Genomic DNA, 18,557 nt, shown 5'->3' on the forward strand with positions numbered 1-18,557 from the left:
CGCAGGAGCCCGCCCAGGCCGTGCAGGCCGGGGCCGGTGAGCCCGCCGAGGGGGCGCGGGCCACCGAGGCCGCACAGCCCGCTGAGGCCGCTGAGGCCGTGCGCCCTGCAGAGGCCGCGCAGCCCGCCGAAACCGAGGCCGCGCAGCCCGCGGAGGCCGTGCGTCCCGCTGAGGCCGTCGAGGCCGTGCAGCCTGCCGAGCCGGAGGCGTCCGCCGTCGAGGCCGCGCGGCCCGTCGAGTCGGGCAAGGCCGCGAAGGCGGCGGAGCCGGAGAAGGCGGCCGAGGCCGAGGAGCCCAAGCGGACCAGGACGCGCCGGCGCGCCGTGCCCAAGGTCGAGACCGTGGAGCCGGTCGCCGGAGAGCGGACCGCCGCGGCGCCGCCGGCCGCCGAGCAGCCCACCCCGCTGGTGGCCGACCCGTTCGCCGCCTACACGCAGCCGTTCGCCACCCCCTTCACCGCGCCGGTCGAGACGGCCCCCGCCGCCGAGGCCGAGCCCGCCGGAGCGCTGGACGTGGTGTTCCAGCCGCCGATGGTGGTGTTCCAGCCGCCCACGGTGGTCGAGCCCAAGCCCGTCCGCCCCGCCCCCCAGCCGCCCGTCGAGGAGGCCGAGGAGGCCGGCGAGCCCGAGGAGGCCGAAGAGGCCGAAGAGGCCGAGGGCCGGGAGGAAGAGGAGCACGAGGACCTCGAGCGTCCGAGCCGCCGGCGCCGCCGCCGGGGCGGCCGCGGCCGCGGCCGGGGCCGCGACGAGTCGGCCGAGGACGAGGGCGCCGAGGAGGACGAGGGCGCCGAGCAGGGCGACGAGAGCGAGGATAAGGCGGCGGCCGAGGAGGTCGCCGGAGAGGACGAGGCCGAAGAGGGCGAGTCCGGCGAGGCGGAGGAGGCCGAGGAGGCCTCCGGCAGCCGCCGTCGCCGCCGTCGCCGCCGCCGTTCGGGCGGGGACGACGAGCCGCACCCCGACGACCCGCCGAACACCGTGGTGCGGGTGCGCCAGCCCCGGGTCACCCGGCTGGAGGACGAGGTCCAGGCGGTGCGCGGCTCCACCCGGCTGGAGGCCAAGAAGCAGCGCCGCCGCGAGGGCCGCGAGCACGGCCGCCGCCGCCCGCCGATCATCACCGAGGCCGAGTTCCTGGCCCGGCGCGAGTCGGTCGAGCGGACCATGGTGGTGCGCCGCCAGGGCGAGCGCACCCAGATCGGCGTGCTGGAGGACGGCGTCCTCGTCGAGCACTACGTGGACCGCGCCAGCCACCAGTCCTACGTCGGCAACGTCTACCTGGGCAAGGTCCAGAACGTGCTGCCCTCGATGGAGGCGGCGTTCGTCGACATCGGCAAGGGCCGCAACGCCGTGCTGTACGCCGGCGAGGTCAACTGGGACGTGGCGGGCCTGGTGGGCCAGCCGCGCCGGATCGAGTCGGCGCTCAAGTCCGGCCAGTCGGTGCTGGTGCAGGTCACCAAGGACCCGCTGGGCCACAAGGGCGCGCGGCTGACCAGCCAGGTCTCGCTGCCCGGCCGCTACCTGGTGTACGTGCCGGACGGCTCGATGACCGGGATCAGCCGCAAGCTGCCCGACGCCGAGCGCTCCCGGCTCAAGTCGATCCTGCGCCGGATCATGCCGGAGAACGCCGGGGTCATCGTCCGCACCGCCGCCGAGGGCGCCTCGGAGGAGGAGCTGGCCGGCGACGTCTCGCGCCTGGCCGCCCAGTGGGAGCAGATCCAGAAGAAGATGAAGACGGCCACCGCGCCGTCGCTGCTGCACGGCGAGCCGGACATGACGATCCGCGTCATCCGCGACATCTTCAACGAGGACTTCGCCCGGCTGGTCGTGGCCGGGGACGGGATCTGGGACCAGGTCCAGGACTACGTGAACGGGGTCGCCCCGCACCTGGCCGACCGCACCGAGCTGTGGGAGGGCGACGGCGACGTCTTCGCCCACCACCGGATCGACGAGCAGCTGGCCAAGGCGCTGGAGCGCAAGGTGTGGCTGCCCTCGGGCGGCTCGCTGGTCATCGACCGCACCGAGGCGATGACCGTCGTGGACGTCAACACCGGGAAGTTCACCGGGCAGGGCGGCAACCTCGAGGAGACCGTCACCCGCAACAACCTGGAGGCGGCCGAGGAGATCGTGCGCCAGCTGCGGCTGCGCGACCTGGGCGGCATCATCGTGATCGACTTCATCGACATGGTGCTGGAGTCCAACCGCGACCTGGTGCTGCGCCGCCTGCTGGAGTGCCTGGCCCGCGACCGCACCAAGCACCAGGTCGCCGAGGTCACCAGCCTCGGCCTGGTGCAGATGACCCGCAAGCGGGTCGGCAGCGGCCTGCTGGAGGTCTTCTCCGAGGTCTGCGAGTGCTGCAACGGCCGCGGCATCCACGTCCAGCTCACCCCGGTCGAGGAGGGCAAGCCGGACGGCTCTGCGCAGAGCGGCCGCAAGCGCAAGCGCAAGGGTGAGATCGAGCGGGTCGTGGAGGCCAAGCTCACCCGCCGGGAGGCCGAGACCGCCGCGGTGGAGTCCGCCGCCGAGAAGGAGCCGGCGGTCGTCGTCTCCGTCGCCGACCTCCCCGCCGTCGAGGCCGCGCCGGCCAAGCCGCGCCGCACCCGCCGCACCCGTCCGGCCGGTCCGCCGCCCGAGGAGTTCGAGGACGTCGGCACCATCGCCCTGACCCTCGACAGCGGTGAGACCGTCCGCGTCGAGGCCGTCGTGGGCAACGCCGACCCGGCCGGGGAGCAGCCGTCCGCGCCGGGCGAGCAGCTCACGGTCGAGACGGCCGTCGCCGAGGCCGACCGGGAGGCCGCGGCCGAGGAAGCCTCGGAGGATTCCGCGCCCAAGCGCCGCCGCACCCGCCGCCTCACCCGCGCCGAGAAGATCGAGGCGGCCAAGGCCGACGCCACCGAGTGACACCGGCCGGGACCCGAACGGTCCCGGTCACCGCGGCCGGAGGAGCGATGCTCCTCCGGCCGCGCGCTTTGCGCCCCGTCCGCACCCCGCGGCTCCGCGCCGCCGATCACGCGGCGGGTCGCGGCCGGGGTGGGTGACACCCGATTCGCCTTGGAGTAGGGGCTCCGGTATCCTGGCCGACGGGCGTGTTCCAGTACGCCCACGGGCCGCCTTTCAGGGCGGTGTGCCTCGTCCGAGGCGAGCAGAGAGCATCGGGAGATTCGGCTTCAGCCGTTCGTCGCGGTGTGCCGTCCGGGCTTCGAGCCGGGATAGGCCCTCACGCAGGGGCTCTGGAAGAAACAAGCGAAAGGTACCGCTGTGTACGCGATTGTCCGTGCGGGTGGGCGCCAGGAGAAGGTCGCCGAGGGCGACGTCCTGAACGTCGACAAGCTGGGCGCCGAGGTCGGCGCCACCGTCACGTTCCCGGCCGTGCTGGTCGTGGACGGCGAGAAGGTCGTCTCCGCCGCCGACGAGCTGGCCAAGTTCACGATCAGCGCCGAGGTGCTCGGCGCGGTCAAGGGCCCCAAGATCAACATCATGCACTACCGGAACAAGACCGGGTACAAGCGGCGCCAGGGCCACCGCCAGCCGTACACCCAGGTCAAGATCACCGGTATCTCCGCCAAGTAGCCTGATAAGGAGGCCCTGAAATGGCACATAAGAAGGGCGCATCGTCCAGCCGCAACGGTCGCGACTCCAACGCCAAGCGCCTCGGCGTCAAGCGTTACGGCGGTCAGGCCGTGCTGGCCGGCGAGATCATCATCCGCCAGCGCGGTACCCACCACCACCCGGGCCTGAACGTCGGCATCGGCCGCGACGACACGCTGTTCGCGCTGGTCGCCGGCACCGTCGAGTTCGGTCGCTACCGCGGCCGCCGTGCCGTGAGCATCGTCCCGGCCGCGGAGTAATCCGCGCGGGATAACGGTTGTACCGAGGGCGGACCTGCACCGGTCCGCCCTTGTCTTTTGTCCGGCAAGATCGTCCCGTGGCGGGTCCGCCCGGGGACGGGGAGTCCGGGAAGCCCCCGGCTGACACAGGAGCGCACAGTGGCTGACTTCGTGGACCGGGTCGTCCTGCACATCGCGGCGGGGAACGGCGGGCACGGTTGTGCCTCCGTGCACCGCGAGAAGTTCAAGCCGCTCGGCGGCCCCGACGGGGCCAACGGCGGCAGGGGCGGAGACGTGATCCTGGAGGTCGACTCGGGCACCGCCAGCCTGCTGGCCTACCACCGCCGCCCCTACCGCAAGGCCGCCAACGGCAGGCCCGGTTCGGGTTCGCTGCGCAACGGCGCCAACGGCGAGGACGTCCTCCTCAAGGTCCCCAACGGCACGGTCGTCAAGACGAAGAAGGGCGAGGTCCTGGCCGACCTGGTCGGGGAGGGCACCCGCTACATCGCGGCCAAGGGCGGCAGCGGCGGCCTCGGCAACGCCGCGCTGGCCTCGGCCAAGCGCAAGGCGCCCGGCTTCGCGCTGCTGGGCGAGCCCGGCGACGAGCTGGACGTGGTGCTGGAGCTCAAGACCGTCGCGGACGTCGCGCTCGTGGGCTTCCCCAGCGCCGGCAAGTCCTCGCTGATCGCCGCGCTCTCCGCGGCCAAGCCCAAGATCGCCGACTACCCGTTCACCACGCTCATCCCCAACCTGGGCGTGGTCAGCGCGGGCGACACCGTCTTCACCGTCGCCGACGTGCCGGGGCTGATCGAGGGCGCCAGCCAGGGCAAGGGCCTGGGCCTGGAGTTCCTGCGGCACATCGAGCGCTCCTCGACGCTGGCGCACGTGCTGGACTGCGCCACCATGGAGCCCGGCCGCGACCCGGTCACCGACTACGAGATCATCGAGCGGGAGCTGGCCGCCTACGACGAGCTGCTCGCCGGGGAGGGCGTGGTGCCGCTGCGGGAAAGGCCGCGCGTGATCGTCCTCAACAAGATCGACGTGCCCGACGCCCAGGAGCTGGCCGAGCTGGTGCGCCCGGAGTTCGAGGCGCGCGGCCTGCGGGTCTTCGAGGTCTCGGCCGCGGCCCACACGGGCCTGAAGGAGCTGTCGTTCGCGATGGCCGAGATGGTCGCTGCGCACCGCGCCGCCCTGCCCCCGCAGGAGCCGACCCGGCTGGTGCTGCGCCCCGCCCCGGTGGCGGGCCCGGAGTTCGAGGTCCAGGAGGTCGGCGAGAACCAGTACCTCGTCACCGGCACCAAGCCCGTCCGCTGGGTGCGCCAGACCGACTTCCAGAACGAGGAGGCCGTGGGCTACCTCGCCGACCGGCTCAACCGGCTGGGCATCGAGGACGCGCTGCGCAAGGCGGGCGCCGAGGACGGCGCCACTGTCATGATCGGCACCCGCGACGACTCGGTCGTCTTCGACTGGCACCCCGACATCTCCTCCTCCGGCGAGGTCAACATGGGCCCGCGCGGCACCGACCAGCGTCTCGCCGAGTGGTAGAACCCTCTTCAGGAGCAGCATGGACAGCCTCAGGCAGGAGCTGGCGGACGCCCGGCGGATCGTGGTCAAGGCGGGTTCGTCGTCGCTGACCACCCCGGGGGGCACCATCGACGGCGACCGCATCGACGCCCTGGTCGACGTGCTCGCCGAGCGGCGCAAGGCCGGGAGCGAGGTCGTCTTCGTCTCGTCCGGCGCGATCGCCGCCGGGCTCGGCCCGCTGGGCCTGGCCCGGCGCCCGAAGGACCTGGCCATCCAGCAGGCCGCGGCGAGCGTCGGGCAGGGGCTGCTGGTGGCGCGCTACGCCTCCTCGTTCCAGCGCTACGGGCTGGGCGTGGGCCAGGTGCTGCTGACCGCCGACGACATGATCCGCCGCGCCCACCACAACAACGCCCAGCGCACCCTGCTGGCCCTGCTGCGCCTGGGCATGGTGCCGATCGTCAACGAGAACGACACGGTCGCCACCGACGAGATCCGCTTCGGCGACAACGACCGGCTCGCCGCCCTCGTCGCCCATCTGGTGCGGGCCGACGCGCTGGTGCTGCTGTCGGACGTCGACGCCCTCTACACCGGCGATCCGCGCCTGCCGGAGTCGCGGAAGATCTCCGACGTGCGCTCGGAGGCCGACCTGGCGGGCGTCCAGACGGGCGCGGCGGGCAGCAAGGTCGGCACCGGCGGCATGGTCACCAAGGTCGAGGCGGCCAGGATCGCCACGGGCGCGGGCGTGCACACCGTCCTGACCAGCGCCTCGGCCGCGGCGCAGGCGCTGGCGGGCGAGCAGGTGGGCACCTACTTCCACCCCAACGGCCAGCGCCCCTCCACCCGCCGCCTGTGGCTGGCCCACGCCACCACCGGGCAGGGCAAGCTCATCCTGGACGAGGGCGCGGTGCACGCGGTCGTCCAGCGGCGCAAGTCGCTGCTGCCGGCGGGCGTGACGGGGGTGCGCGGCGACTTCGCCGCCGGCGACCCGGTCGACCTGTGCGGCCCCGACGGGCGGACGGTGGCGCGCGGGCTGGTGCACTACGACGCCTCGGAGATCCCCGACCTCATGGGCAGGTCCACCCGCTGGCTCGCCCGCGAGCTCGGCCCCGAGTACGAACGCGAGATCATCCACCGGGACGACCTGGTGGTGCTCGACCCGCCGCACTGAGGCGGCGCGGCGCAAATGCCTCGCGGGCGCGCGGCGTCCGCGGCGAGAATAGGGGTCCGGCCGGGTCGGCCGGACGAGGAGCGGTTCCGCGGAGCCGGGAACAGGAGCAGGCGATGAGCGAGGGTACGCGCGAGCAGGTTCTGGAGGTGGCGGCCCGCGGGCGTGCCGCGGCGGCGGACCTCGCTCCGCTCCCGCGCGGTGTCAAGGACGCGGCGCTGCACGCCATCGCGGACGCGCTCACCGCTCGCGCCGAGGAGATCCTCAAGGCCAACGCCGTCGACGTGGAGCGCGCCCGGGAGGGCGGCACCCCCGCGTACATGCTGGACAGGCTCGCGCTGTCGGCCGACCGGCTGGCGCAGATCGCCGACGCCGTCCGCGAGGTCGCGGGCCTGCCCGACCCGGTCGGCGAGGTCGTGCGCGGCGGCACCCTGCCCAACGGCCTGGAGCTGCGCCAGCTGCGGGTGCCGCTGGGCGTGGTCGGCATCATCTACGAGGGCCGCCCGAACGTGACCGTGGACGCCGCCGCGCTGACGCTCAAGAGCGGCAACGCCGTGCTGCTGCGCGGCTCGTCCTCGGCGTACGACTCCAACGTCGCGCTGGTGGACGTCATGCGCGACGCGCTGGCGGGCACGGGCGTCCCCGGGGACGCGATCCAGCTCGTGCCGGGCCGCGACCGCGAGTCGGTCAAGCACCTCATGCGCGCCCGCGGCCTGGTGGACGTGCTCATCCCGCGCGGCGGCGCCTCGCTCATCAACTCCGTGGTCGAGGAGTCGACGGTGCCCGTCATCGAGACGGGCGTCGGCAACTGCACCGTCTACGTGGACGCCGCCGCCGACGTCGAGATGGCGCTGGACATCCTCGTCAACGCCAAGACCCAGCGCCCGTCGGTCTGCAACGCGGCCGAGACGTTCCTGGTGCACAAGGACGTCGCGGACGCGTTCGTGCCGCGCGCCCTGGCGGCGCTCAGGGACAAGGGCGTCACGGTGCACGGCGACGAGCGCGTGCGCGAATACGGTGGTGACGCCGAGAACATCGTGGCGGCGACGGAGGAGGACTACCGCACCGAGTACCTGTCGCTCGACATCGCCGCGGCCGTCGTGGACTCGCTCGACGACGCGGTCAGGCACATCCGCGCCTACAGCTCCGGCCACACCGAGGCGATCATCACCGACTCCCAGCAGGCGGCCAAGCGGTTCGTCGCGCTGGTGGACTCCGCGGCCGTCGCGGTCAACGCCTCCACCCGCTTCACCGACGGCGGGGAGTTCGGCTTCGGCGCCGAGATCGGCATCTCCACCCAGAAGCTGCACGCGCGCGGTCCGATGGGCCTGCCCGAGCTGACCTCCACCAAGTACGTCATCACCGGCGAGGGGCACCTGCGGGGGGTCTGAATGTGACATCCCGGTTATTGATGTCACAGACGGGGCTGTGGTCTCATAAGGCACTGTGACCCGCGACACGCCTTCTGAGGCCACCCCCCGTGCGCTACCCCGCCGCCGCCTGCTCAAGGGCGCCGCGCTCGGCGCGCTCACCTCGGGCCTGACCGCCTTCCCCGGGCGTCAGGCCCTCGCCGCCCCCGCCCTGCGCGGCACCGTCGAGGGCACGACGCTCGCCCGCACCCTGCGGCTCGGCAAGCCGGGCAAGGGCGGCTACCGCAGGCTCGTCGCCGGGCCGGGCGAACCCCACCTCGTGCGCGACGACCTGGGCGCCGCGGCACGCGCCGGCCGCGTCGCGCGCCGCCGCGAGCTGCTGTCGTTCGTCCACCTCACCGACGTGCACATCATCGACGCCCAGTCCCCGGCGCGGGTGGAGTACGTCGACAGGCTGAGCGACCCGGGCGGCCTGCTGAAGTCCTTCCCCGTCACCGGCGGGTACCGGCCGCAGGAGCTGCTCACCACGCACGTCGCCGAGTCGATGGTCCGCGCGGTCAACCGGATCGAGCGCGGCCCCGTCCTGGGCGCGCCCCCGGCGTTCACCATCAACACCGGCGACGCCGCCGACAACGCCCAGTACAACGAGGTCCGCTGGATCATCGACCTCCTGGACGGCGCGCGCGTCCGGCCGGACTCCGGAGACCCCGGCCGCTACGAGGGCGTCATGGCCTGGGGCGACCCCCGCTACTGGAACCCCCACGGCGGCGACGACCTGCCGAAGGACAGGCACGGCTTCCCCACCGTTCCCGGCCTGCTGAAGTCGGCGCGCGCGCCGTTCACCGCGACCGGCCTGAAGACGCCGTGGCTGGCCGTCTACGGCAACCACGAGGCGCTCGTGCAGGGCAACCTGCCCCTGCTGCCGGTCTTCCAGGCGCTGGCCGTCGGCAACGTGAAGATCACCGCCCCGGTGAGCGACGCCGAGCGCCGCGAGGTCGCCGAGCTCCTGCGCAAGAACGACGACGCCGCCATCAAGCGGCTGACCGAGAGCCGCTCCCAGGTCTTCCGCAAGGTGACCCCCGACAACGACAGGCGGCTGCTCTCCCGCGCCGAGGTCGTCCGCGAACACGGCACCCGCCACGGCTACACCGCCGCGAACCTGAAGAGCGGCACCGCCTACTACGCCTTCGACAGGGGAGTGGTGCGCGGCCTCGTCCTGGACACCTGCAACCCCACCGGCTACTCCGAAGGCTCCCTCGACCGTGCCCAGTTCGCCTGGCTGGAACGCGAACTCGTGCGGGGCTCCAGCAGCTACCTCGGCGAGGACGGCACGACCGTCCGCCGGAAGGCGACCGACAGGCTGTTCGTCCTCTTCAGCCACCACACCATCGAGACCCTCACCAACGGCCTCGGCGGCGGCCGCGTCCTGGGCAAGGAGATAGAGGAGCTCCTCCTGCGCTTCCCCAACGTCGTCCTGTGGGTCAACGGCCACACCCACGTCAACGAGGTCATCCCGCACCGCCGCAAGTCCGGCGCCAAGGGCGGCTTCTGGGAGATCAGCACCGCCGCGCACATCGACTGGCCGCAGCAGAGCCGCATCCTGGAGCTCGCGGACAACCGCGACGGCACCCTGTCGGTCTTCGCCACCGTCCTCGACTCGGCGGCCCCCGCCTCCCACGGGAACCGCCTCGACGACCCCGACCGCCTCGCCTCCCTCTCCCGCGAGCTGTCCGCCAACGACTGGCAGCCCCACCTCGACGGCTCCGGCAGACCCGAAGACCGCAACGTGGAGCTGCTCCTTCCGGCGCCGTTCTAGTTCGCGGAGGCGTTGCCCCGGCGGCCGAGGCGGTCGAAGACCGCGCCCGCGAGGTCGGCGGCGCCGCCCGCGACGTCGCGGACCTTGCCGACGAACGGGTCGGAGGTCTGCTCCCAGGACTCCTTGTAGGTGCGGGCGGTGTTCTTCACCTCCTCGGTGAAGGACGCGCTGGAGTCGTCGTCGCGGCGCGGGTAGCGGCCGTCGAGGATGGCCTGGTACTCGCCGGAGAGGTGCCACTTGTGGATCTCGGCGAACCGGATGACGGCGAAGGGGTGGCTCTGGCGCATGAGGTTGATGAACTTCAGCACGCCGTCGCGCAGGTCGCCGGTCTCCTCGTACTCGCGGGCCTGGGCGAGGAACGCCTCGGTGGACATCTCGTGCAGCCGCGAACCGCCGGCGATCTTCATCAGGGCGCGCTTGACCGCGTCGACGTCCTGGCTCGCCAGCAGGCCCGCGCGGTCGGCCGACAGCTCGGCCTTGCGCTGCCACTCCTGCAGGCCGATGAGGATCGCGGCGATCGCGATGTTGCCCAGCGGCAGCCACGCCAGCCGGGAGCCGAGCCCGGTGAGGATCAGCGCCATCTGCCGGTAGACGGCGTGCCCGGACAGGATGTGCCCGACCTCGTGCGCGATGACGTACCGCAGCTCCTCGTCGTCCAGCAGGTCGATGAGACCGGTGTTGAGGACGATGAACGGGTTGTCGGTGCCGATGGCCATCGCGTTCGGCTGCGGGTTCTGCACCACGTACAGCTCGGGGACCTTCGGCAGGTCCAGGATGTAGCAGGCGTCCCGCACCATGTCGTTGATGTTGCGGAACTGCCCGTCGCTGACGCGGACGGTGCCGCCGAGGTACATCAGCCGGATGGCGCGCTCGCTGATGAGCCCGGAGAGCTTGCGCAGCACCACGTCGAAACCGGAGAGGGAGCGCAGGGCGATGAGCGCGGATCGGTCGAGGGGGTGTTCGTAGGCCCGGGAGGAGATTCCGGGGAAGCGGACGCGAGCACGATCGGGGGAGTTCGGCATATCGGGCATGCTAACTCCGACGACCAGGACCCCTGGTCAGGTTCCCGAAAAAGCGGTCACCTAGGCTTGGTCACCATGAGCGAGCGCCGGGTAGGGATCATGGGCGGCACCTTCGACCCGATCCACCACGGACACCTCGTCGCGGCCAGCGAGGTGCAGCACCTCTTCGGGCTGGACGAGGTGATCTTCGTGCCCACGGGTCAGCCCTGGCAGAAGGCCGACAAGCGGGTCACCGCGGCCGAGGACCGCTATCTCATGACGGTCATCGCCACCGCCTCCAACCCCAGGTTCCGGGTGAGCCGCGCCGACATCGACCGGGGCGGCCCCACCTACACCCATGACACGCTGCGTGACATGCGCGAGCTCCTGGGCACGGGCGCCGAGCTGTTCTTCATCACCGGCGCGGACGCCCTGGGGCAGATGCTGAGCTGGCGCGACGCCGAGGAGATGTTCAAGCTCGCCCGCTTCATCGGCTGCACCCGGCCGGGGCACGTGCTGGCCGATCCCGGCCTGCCCGAGGGGCGGGTGAGCCTGGTGGAGGTGCCCGCGCTGGCCATCTCCTCCACCGAGGTGCGCGACCGCGTCCGGGCCGGCGAGCCCGTCTGGTACCTGGTGCCCGACGGCATCGTCCAGTACATCAACAAGTGGGAGCTCTACCGCGACTGATCGGGGTACTGCCCGGGCGCCTGGATCAGATGGCCGAGCGGAGGCCGTCCGGGAGGCTGCTCGGGGCGGGGCAGCGAGGGCGTCTTGCGGGGGATCGGCAGCCGCAGCGCGTCCTGCAGCCGGTGCTCCTCGCCGTGATGGAAGATCGTCAGCTCCGGACCCTCCACCAGCTCGTAGGCGGCCTCCTCGGAGTGGACCGTCACCTTGATGAGCGATCCCCGGTAGCGCAGCCGGAACTCCAGCCGACCCAGCGTCTCGGGGATGCGGGGCGCGAAGCTCGGCCGCCCCCCGCGCCTGCGCAGCCCGCCGAACCCGGAGACCAGCGCGTTCCACGCCCCGGCCAGCGACGCCAGATGCAGTCCGTCCCCGGTGTTGCGCTCCAGGTCGCGCAGGTCCATCAGGGAGGTCTCGGTGAGGTAGGCGTGCGCCAGGTCCAGGTAGCCCACCTCGGCGGCGATGACGGCCTGGGTCTGCGCCGACAGGGACGAGTCGCGCACCGTCATCGCCTCGTAGTAGGAGAAGTTGCGCTCCTTCTCCTCGGCGGTGAACGCCTGGCTGCACAGGTGCATCGCCAGCACCAGGTCCGCCTGCTTGACGACCTGCTTGCGGTAGAGGTCGAAGTAGGGGTAGTGCAGCAGCAGCGGGTAGTGGTCGGGCGGGGTGCGCCGGAAGTCCCACGGCGCGCCGTCGGTGAAGCCGTCGTTCTGCGAGTGGACGCCCAGCCGTTCGTCGAACGGGATGTGCATCTTGTCGGCGGCGTCGCGCCAGGACGCGGCCTCCTCCGCCGTCACCTCCAGCCGGTCGGCCTCGTCGGGGAGGGAGAGCACCAGGTCCGCCGCCGCGCGGAGGTTCTTCTGCGCCATGACGTTCGTGTAGACGTTGTTGTCCACCACGGCGCTGTACTCGTCGGGCCCGGTGACGCCGTGGATGCGGAACCTGCCGTCGAGGTCGTGGTGCCCCAGGCCCCGCCACAGCCGCGCCGTGTGGACCAGGAGGTCGACGCCGACCTCGCGGGCGAACTCCATGTCGCCGGTGGCGTCCAGGTAGCGGTGGACGGCGTCGGCGATGTCGGCGTTGATGTGGAACGCCGCGGTGCCCGCCGGCCAGTACCCCGAGCACTCCCCGCCGCTGATCGTCCGCCACGGGAAGGTCGCGCCCTGGAGGCCCAGCTGCCGGGCGCGCTCCATCGCCTGCGGGAGCGTGGAGTAGCGCCAGCGCAGCGCGTCCGCCGCCGCGTCGGGGACGGAGTAGGTGAGCGCGGGCAGCACGAAGGTCTCGGTGTCCCAGAAGGTGTGGCCGTCGTACCCCGGGCCCGTCAGCCCCTTGGCCGGGATGATGCGCCGCTCCGCGCGGGCGCCGGCCTGCAGGATGTGGAAGAGGGCGAACCGGACGGCCTGCTGGACCTCCGGATCGCCGTCGACCTCCACGTCCGCGCCCCGCCAGAACTCCTCCAGGTAGCCGCGCTGCTCGGACAGCAGGCCGTCCCAGCCGGTGAGCTCGGCGCCCGCCAGCGCCGCGGCCACCTGGTCGTGCAGCGCGGGCCGGGAGCGGTGGCTGGACCAGCCGTACGCCACGTACTTCACCAGCGTCAGCCGCTCGTCCGGCCGGAGCCGGGTCGCCAGCGTGTACCGGCCGATGTCGTCCTCGGCCTCCACGTCGAGGGTGCGCTTGCCCGGCGTCTCGACCGCGTGGCTCATCGCCGCGGCCAGCCGCAGCCCGCTGCCCTTGGTCTCGTGCACCAGGACGATCCTGTCGTCGTTGGCCAGGTGCTCCAGGGCGCGCAGCGGGGACTCCAGGACCGCCGCGGTGCGCGGGTCGGTGCCCAGGAACGGCATGGGCTCGTTGGCGACCAGCTCCGACTGGATCACCAGCTGCACCTCGGAGTCCACCGGTTCGAGCTGGTAGCAGATCGCCATGATCGAGCGCTGGGTCAGCGACACCAGCCGGGTGGAGGTCATCCGGATCGAGGGGCCCGCCGGCGAGCACCACTGCATGGTCCGGGTGAGGGTGCCCGCCCGCAGGTCCAGCACCCGCTCGTGGGAGTCCAGCCTGCCGAACCGCACGTCCAGCGGCTCGTCGTCGACCAGCAGTCGGATGATCTTGCCGTTGGTGATGTTGATCACCGTCTCGCCGGTCTCCGGATAGCCGTAGCCGGCCTCGGCGTACGGCAGCGGCCGCAGCTCGTACACCGAGTTGAGGTAGGTGCCCGGCAGCCCGTGCGGCTCCCCCTCGTCGAGGTTGCCGCGCACCCCGATGTGCCCGTTGGACAGGGCGAAGACCGACTCGGTCTGGGCGAGCCGCTGGAGATCCAGGGTGGTCTCCCGGATCCGCCAGGGATCGACCTCGTAGGGGATGGCCATCACCGCTCCAGCAGGTCCGCGAGGTCGGTGACCACGATGTCGGCGCCGTGCGCCTTCAGCGCGGGCGCGTGGAAGCCGTCCCGCACCCGGTCCACGCCCACGACCGTGCCGAACCGCCCGGCCCGCCCCGCCTCGACGCCGGCGAGGGCGTCCTCGAAGACCGCGCACAGCCCCGCCGGGACGTCGACGGCCGCCGCCCCCGCCAGGAAGGTGTCGGGCTCCGGCTTGCCCGGGAGTTTGCGCTTGGCGGCGACCACCCCGTCGATCCGGGCGTCGAAGAGGCCGCTGATCCCCGCGGACTGCAGCACCTCGACGGTGTTGGCGCTGGAGGAGACCACCGCGGTGCGCAGCCCGGCGGCACGCGCCTTCCGGACGTAGTCCACCGAACCGGGGAAGACCTGCACCCCTTTCCGGGCGATCAGATCCAGCAGGAGGGCGTTCTTGCGGGAGGCCAGCCCGTACACGGTGTCGGCCTCCGGGGGGTCGCCGGGGGAGCCCTCGGGCAGGGCGATCCCCCGGGAGATCAGGAAGGTCCGCACCCCGTCCTCGCGCCGCCTGCCGTCGACGTACTGCTGGTAGTCCTTGACCGGATCGAACGGGGCCTGGCCCCGCGCGGTCAGGAACGCGTCGAACATCGTCTTCCACGCCGCGTTGTGCAGCACGGCCGTGTCGGTGAGAACGCCGTCCAGGTCGAACAGGCACGCTTTCGTCGTCTCGGGGAGTCCCAGCATGCTCCGAGCCCTACCCAGGCCCGGGTGCGTTACTCGTTCGGTGGAGCGGGGTCCGGACGGATACGCTGAGAGACGGCAGCATTCGGCAACGAGAGGGATCACGACTTCGTGACCGCATCCGAAAGAGCCGTCCAGCTGATCGGGCTCGCCGCAGAGGCGGCGGCCGACAAGCTGGCCGACGACATCATCGCTTACGACGTGAGCGAGCAGCTGGTGATCACCGACGCCTTCCTGCTCTGCTCCGGCACCAACGACCGGCAGGTCCAGGCCATCGTCGAGGAGGTCGAGAAGCGCCTGCGCGAGGAGCTGGGGATCAGACCCGTCCGCCGCGAGGGGCAGCGGGAGGGCCGCTGGATCCTCCTCGACTACGTCGACGTCATCGTCCACGTGCAGCACGAGGAGGAGCGCGCCTTCTACGCCCTGGAGCGGCTGTGGAAGGACTGCCCCCCGGTCGAGCTCCCCGCGGAGATCAACGAGCACATGGCCCAGCGGGCCAGGGGGACCGCGTGAGCAGGCGCAGGCTCGTCCTCTGGCGGCACGGCCGCACCGCCTGGAACCTGGAGAACCGCTTCCAGGGCAAGACCGACATCCCCCTCGACGAGGTGGGCGTCGCCCAGGCCGAGCGCGCGGCACGGCTGCTGGCCGCGCTGGAACCCACCGCGATCATCGCCTCGCCGCTGCAGCGCGCCGCCCGCACCGCCCAGGCGCTGGCGGCCCGCACCGGCCTGCCCGTCGACCACGATCCCGACCTGGTGGAGCGGGACGGCGGCGAGTGGGAGGGCCTCACCGGAGCCGAGATCCGCGCCCGCTACCCGGCCGAGCACGCCATCTGGCAGCCGCCGGGCGGCGAGACCGGGGCCGAGGTCGCCAAGCGGGTCGGCGGGGCGCTGGAGCGCGCCATCGAGAACCTCGCCGACGGCGGGCTGCTCGTCGCGGCCTCCCACGGCGCCGCCCTGCGGCTGGGCATGTGCCACCTCCTCGGCCTGCCCGAGGAGTTCTGGGAGCGCATCGGCGGCCTGTCGAACTGCTGCTGGACCGTGCTGGCCGAGGGCCGCCACGGCTGGCGGCTGATCGACCACAACGCCGGCACCCTCCCCGAGCCGGTGCTCAGCGACGACCGGGCCTAACCGGTTCGAACTCCTCTCTGGAGTCCGATACACTGATCGGGCGCTGGGGGATGAAAGTCCACCAGTTGCGGGGCTATAGCGCAGTTGGTAGCGCGCCTCCATGGCATGGAGGAGGTCTGGGGTTCGAATCCCCATAGCTCCACCGCAAAGGCCCGTGATCGCGAGATCACGGGCCTTCAGTGTTTTCTCGGTCACTCCGTCGCGGTGTAGGCGGCGATGGTGCGTTCGGCCGCCGCCCGCGCCTGCTCTGCGGGGGTGCCGCCGGCGATGTCGGCCTCGCACCAGGCGCGGTTGCTGCCCTCCATGAACCGCAGGCCCTCCGGGGACGTCGTCCAGGCCATGGCCTCCGCCGGGTCCACCGCCTCCCCGCTCGAAAGGTGGAGCTTCAGTCCCACCAGCGACAGGTCCCAGCCGATGCCCACCGCCCCCGGGCCGAACTCCGTCCAGCGCTCGTCGTCCACGTGCGCGATGTGGCGCAGCTCGAAGAGGGTGCCGCCGCCCTGCGGGGTGAGGGCGACCTCGATCCAGCTGACCTCGCCGCCGAACTCCCAGGTGGCGCGGAACGACCGGGGCGGGTCGCAGGCCTCGACCACCCCGCCCGCGTTGCCCTCCAGCTGGTAGCGGCCGCCGACCTTCAGCTCGCCGCTCACCGGCAGGAACCAGCGGGGGATGCGCTCGGCGCTGGTGCAGGCGTCCCAGACGTCCTCGACGTCCGCCGCGTAGGTCTGGGAGATGGTGACGACCCGGGCCTCCCCGGCCTCCAGCATCCGGCCGCCGACCTCGCGGCGCACCTCGTCGATCTGGTGGGTGACGTCGATCATGGGTTCTTCCTCTCGTCGGTGTCGTCCTGTGGCGTTTGCTCCCGTGCCAGGCGCCGTTCGCGCCTCCCCCGGGCCAGTTCGGTCGCCAGGGCGTCCAGGTGCGGGGTCCAGAAGCGGCGGAACCTGTCCAGCCACGCGTCGACCTCGGCGAGAGGCGCGGAGTTCACCGCGTACAGGCGGCGTGTCCCCACCGCCCGCACCGTGGTGAAGCCCGTCTCCCGAAGGACGCGCAGGTGCTGGGAGACGGCCGGCTGGGAGATGCCGAACTCCTCCTGGACCACCGCGCCGATCTGCCCCGAGGCCAGCTCTCCGTCGGCCAGGAGTTCGAGGATGCGGCGGCGGACGGGATCGCCGAGGACGTCGAACGCGTGCATGCGGCCAATATATAGGCTTTCGCTTATATAAGGCAACGTTGATGTTTGGCGCCGATTCGCGCTGCGGGCCGGACGCATGTAAGCTCTCACCTCGTTGCCAGGCAGTGAAAACGCCCGGCGGCGGGGCTATAGCGCAGTTGGTAGCGCGCCTCCATGGCATGGAGGAGGTCTGGGGTTCGAATCCCCATAGCTCCACAGTTCGACGAAGGCCCCGTCTCACGTGAGACGGGGCCTTCGTCTTTTCCCGACTACCCCTTCGCCATGGGATGCGGGACGCCTATCGGGTTGGCGTCCGGGAAAGAGGGATGGCGCCGGATGTCGGCGCTCAGGACCCGCAGCACCCGGATCACCCGGGAAGGGTCCTCCGGCAGGACGGGGCTCCGCGCGGCCAGGCGGTCGGTCGTCTCCTCGACCCGGTCACGGAGGGCGGCGCCCCGCGCGGTCAGCGCGCCCGAACCGTCGAGGATCCCCCGGTCCACGAGCTCGGCCTCGGCCGTCCGCCACTCCTCGTCGCTCCAGCCGCGGGTCACCTGGATCCGCTCCCGCTGCACCTTGCCCGTCGCGACATGGGTGATGCTCGCCTGGAGACCGGTCAGCCCGTTCTCCACGGAGGCGATGACGTGCCCGTCGCCCCGGTGCTCCCGCAGGACGGTAGCGGCCAGCCAGATCTGACCGAGAAGGGTGCTGGGCGGGGGGACGCCGGCCCACGCGGCGGCAAGGGCCCGCCCGCCGAAGTCCAGGCCGTCGACGCATCTCCTCAACGCGGTCAATGCCTCCCGCAGATCCGGCAGGGCATGGTCGGAGGTGAACTGCGACAGGACCTCGTCGGCGGTCGCCAACCGGGTCTCGACGGCTTTCACCGGATCGATGTGCCGCCACACCTCGGGTACGGCCTTGGCCACCCGCGACGGGGCGAACACGAAGAACAGGGAGGTGACGGCGGGCGCGCCGACCCGGCCGAGCGGGGCGGCACGCCCCGCGAAGTAGCCGTTCCACCAGCCCGTCAGGCCGCTGCCGACCATGGCGGCGGCGAAGTCGGGATGGAAGTAGCTGATCGCGTGGATCGGTTCGAAGACGGTCCAGAAAAGCCGTTCGGGACTGGGGGAGGCATCGCTCATGCCACCACTCTGCGACGGCCCGACCTTCGCGGAACAGGGCCAATTCGATGTTCCGGCCGCCTCGACGCACGGGCCGTGATCCGGCACGCGTCCCGCGGCGGCGCGGATCCGGGTGAAGCCCAGCGCCTTGAACGGCATGACGAGCTCGTCGTCCTGGGGCCACATCTCCGGGTTGGTGCGGGACGAGGCCGTGCACCGGATCCGACCTGGTGACGCGGGCGGGAGTCGTCGTTCGGCATGCGGTCACCGCACGGGGCGGGCGGGCAATGTCGCTCTTCCCAGAAAAGGTCCTGGCTTGGTGTGCTTCGCGGGGGTCTGGAGGTTGACTGAACGTAGCGACCTCGAGGAGTCGGCGGTCCGGAGGTTTGGGACCCCTCGTGGGAGGGGAGGAACCTCGGTTTGACGGCTCTCATGGGGTGCCGTACAGTTGCATCTTGCCGGTCGAGAGATCGGAACCTCCCAAGGAAGATCAGCTCGAAAGAGCGGATTTGACAGGCAAAAACAGCCTGATAAATTGGAAGGGTTGCAGCGAGGGAAGCGCCGAAAGGCGCGAAACGAACTGCAGAATCCAATCAAGAGGGAATTATCCCGAAAGAGCGGATTTGACAGGCAGAAAGAGCCTGATAAGTTAAACCAGGTCGCT

16 protein-coding genes and 2 tRNA genes are annotated in these 18,557 nt (G+C 71.9%); 12 read left to right on the forward strand and 6 right to left on the reverse strand.

Features of this window, described 5'->3' with window-relative positions; translation table 11 throughout:
- From ABD140_RS38570 to ABD140_RS38600, 7 genes are all read left to right on the forward strand, one after another.
- Positions 1-2,894: Rne/Rng family ribonuclease (locus ABD140_RS38570; RefSeq protein WP_344247779.1), on the forward strand; the 2,894-nt coding region annotated here is incomplete at its 5' end.
- 357 nt (positions 2,895-3,251) lie between these two features.
- Entirely contained in the window at positions 3,252-3,563 is a 312-nt protein-coding gene (gene rplU / locus ABD140_RS38575) for a 50S ribosomal protein L21 (RefSeq protein ID WP_344247781.1), read from the forward strand.
- Between the two features lie 20 nt (positions 3,564-3,583).
- Positions 3,584-3,841: a 50S ribosomal protein L27 gene (rpmA, locus tag ABD140_RS38580; RefSeq protein WP_344247783.1), complete on the forward strand. Its 258-nt coding sequence runs from the start codon at positions 3,584-3,586 to the stop codon at positions 3,839-3,841.
- Between the two features lie 138 nt (positions 3,842-3,979).
- On the forward strand, positions 3,980-5,365 hold the full coding sequence (gene obgE / locus ABD140_RS38585; protein ID WP_344247785.1) for a GTPase ObgE: 1,386 nt from the start codon (positions 3,980-3,982) through the stop codon (positions 5,363-5,365).
- 19 nt (positions 5,366-5,384) lie between these two features.
- Positions 5,385-6,512 (forward strand): glutamate 5-kinase, encoded by a 1,128-nt coding sequence (gene proB / locus ABD140_RS38590; RefSeq protein ID WP_344247787.1) that lies wholly within the window; start codon positions 5,385-5,387, stop codon positions 6,510-6,512.
- A complete protein-coding gene (locus tag ABD140_RS38595) occupies positions 6,509-7,900 on the forward strand; it encodes a glutamate-5-semialdehyde dehydrogenase (protein ID WP_344247809.1) in 1,392 nt (463 codons plus the stop codon). Before proB ends, ABD140_RS38595 begins: the two co-directional genes overlap by 4 nt.
- Before the next feature lie 55 nt (positions 7,901-7,955).
- Positions 7,956-9,695, forward strand: a complete 1,740-nt coding sequence (locus tag ABD140_RS38600; RefSeq protein ID WP_344247789.1) for a TIGR03767 family metallophosphoesterase — start codon at positions 7,956-7,958, stop codon at positions 9,693-9,695.
- On the opposite strand, the gene ABD140_RS38605 is transcribed toward ABD140_RS38600, so the two are convergent.
- Positions 9,692-10,726 (reverse strand): M48 family metallopeptidase, encoded by a 1,035-nt coding sequence (locus ABD140_RS38605; protein ID WP_344247791.1) that lies wholly within the window; start codon positions 10,724-10,726, stop codon positions 9,692-9,694. The two genes, ABD140_RS38600 and ABD140_RS38605, sit on opposite strands and share 4 nt — an antisense overlap.
- A gap of 66 nt (positions 10,727-10,792) precedes the next feature.
- On the opposite strand from ABD140_RS38605, the gene nadD reads away from it, so the two are divergent.
- Positions 10,793-11,383, forward strand: coding sequence for a nicotinate-nucleotide adenylyltransferase (nadD, locus tag ABD140_RS38610; protein ID WP_344247793.1), 591 nt, complete (start codon positions 10,793-10,795; stop codon positions 11,381-11,383).
- On the opposite strand, the gene ABD140_RS38615 is transcribed toward nadD, so the two are convergent.
- Together ABD140_RS38615 and ABD140_RS38620 are read right to left on the reverse strand one after the other, a co-directional pair.
- The gene (locus tag ABD140_RS38615; RefSeq protein ID WP_344247795.1) at positions 11,371-13,743 is read right to left on the reverse strand and encodes a glycoside hydrolase family 65 protein; all 2,373 of its coding nucleotides are present in this window, start codon (positions 13,741-13,743) and stop codon (positions 11,371-11,373) included. The genes nadD and ABD140_RS38615 overlap by 13 nt on opposite strands.
- Positions 13,743-14,474 carry an HAD family hydrolase gene (locus ABD140_RS38620; RefSeq protein WP_344247797.1) on the reverse strand — a complete coding sequence of 244 codons (732 nt, stop codon included), beginning with the start codon at positions 14,472-14,474 and terminating at the stop codon, positions 13,743-13,745. Before ABD140_RS38620 ends, ABD140_RS38615 begins: the two co-directional genes overlap by 1 nt.
- Before the next feature lie 108 nt (positions 14,475-14,582).
- Between ABD140_RS38620 and rsfS the strand changes: the two genes are divergently transcribed.
- The 3 genes from rsfS (at position 14,583) to ABD140_RS38635 (ending at position 15,743) form a co-directional block, all read left to right on the forward strand.
- Positions 14,583-14,984, forward strand: coding sequence for a ribosome silencing factor (rsfS, locus tag ABD140_RS38625; protein WP_344247799.1), 402 nt, complete (start codon positions 14,583-14,585; stop codon positions 14,982-14,984).
- Positions 14,981-15,601, forward strand: coding sequence for a histidine phosphatase family protein (locus ABD140_RS38630; RefSeq protein WP_344247801.1), 621 nt, complete (start codon positions 14,981-14,983; stop codon positions 15,599-15,601). The genes rsfS and ABD140_RS38630 overlap by 4 nt, the downstream gene beginning before the upstream one ends.
- A 69-nt stretch (positions 15,602-15,670) precedes the next feature.
- Positions 15,671-15,743 (forward strand) — tRNA-Ala (locus ABD140_RS38635).
- A gap of 49 nt (positions 15,744-15,792) precedes the next feature.
- On the opposite strand, the gene ABD140_RS38640 is transcribed toward ABD140_RS38635, so the two are convergent.
- The gene (locus ABD140_RS38640; protein ID WP_344247803.1) at positions 15,793-16,422 is read right to left on the reverse strand and encodes an SRPBCC family protein; all 630 of its coding nucleotides are present in this window, start codon (positions 16,420-16,422) and stop codon (positions 15,793-15,795) included.
- On the reverse strand, positions 16,419-16,796 hold the full coding sequence (locus ABD140_RS38645; RefSeq protein WP_344247805.1) for an ArsR/SmtB family transcription factor: 378 nt from the start codon (positions 16,794-16,796) through the stop codon (positions 16,419-16,421). The genes ABD140_RS38640 and ABD140_RS38645 overlap by 4 nt, the downstream gene beginning before the upstream one ends.
- A gap of 122 nt (positions 16,797-16,918) precedes the next feature.
- Between ABD140_RS38645 and ABD140_RS38650 the strand changes: the two genes are divergently transcribed.
- Positions 16,919-16,991, forward strand: a tRNA-Ala gene (locus ABD140_RS38650).
- A 53-nt stretch (positions 16,992-17,044) separates the two neighbouring features.
- Here the strand turns inward: ABD140_RS38650 and ABD140_RS38655 are convergent.
- On the reverse strand, positions 17,045-17,914 hold the full coding sequence (locus ABD140_RS38655; protein WP_344247807.1) for an SCO6745 family protein: 870 nt from the start codon (positions 17,912-17,914) through the stop codon (positions 17,045-17,047).
- Positions 17,915-18,557: the final 643 nt, after the last annotated feature.

Source organism: Actinocorallia libanotica (assembly GCF_039525175.1).
Classification (GTDB): Bacteria; Actinomycetota; Actinomycetes; order Streptosporangiales; family Streptosporangiaceae; genus Actinocorallia; species Actinocorallia libanotica.

Coding starts and splice junctions, on each gene's coding strand:
- proB (WP_344247787.1), top strand. CDS start 5,385: ATGGACAGCCTCAGGCAGGAGCTGGCGGACGCCCGGCGGATCGTGGTC.
- rpmA (WP_344247783.1), top strand. CDS start 3,584: ATGGCACATAAGAAGGGCGCATCGTCCAGCCGCAACGGTCGCGACTCC.
- ABD140_RS38615 (WP_344247795.1), bottom strand. CDS start 13,743: ATGGCCATCCCCTACGAGGTCGATCCCTGGCGGATCCGGGAGACCACC.
- nadD (WP_344247793.1), top strand. CDS start 10,793: ATGAGCGAGCGCCGGGTAGGGATCATGGGCGGCACCTTCGACCCGATC.
- ABD140_RS38620 (WP_344247797.1), bottom strand. CDS start 14,474: ATGCTGGGACTCCCCGAGACGACGAAAGCGTGCCTGTTCGACCTGGAC.
- ABD140_RS38655 (WP_344247807.1), bottom strand. CDS start 17,914: ATGAGCGATGCCTCCCCCAGTCCCGAACGGCTTTTCTGGACCGTCTTC.
- ABD140_RS38605 (WP_344247791.1), bottom strand. CDS start 10,726: ATGCCCGATATGCCGAACTCCCCCGATCGTGCTCGCGTCCGCTTCCCC.
- ABD140_RS38645 (WP_344247805.1), bottom strand. CDS start 16,796: ATGCACGCGTTCGACGTCCTCGGCGATCCCGTCCGCCGCCGCATCCTC.
- ABD140_RS38640 (WP_344247803.1), bottom strand. CDS start 16,422: ATGATCGACGTCACCCACCAGATCGACGAGGTGCGCCGCGAGGTCGGC.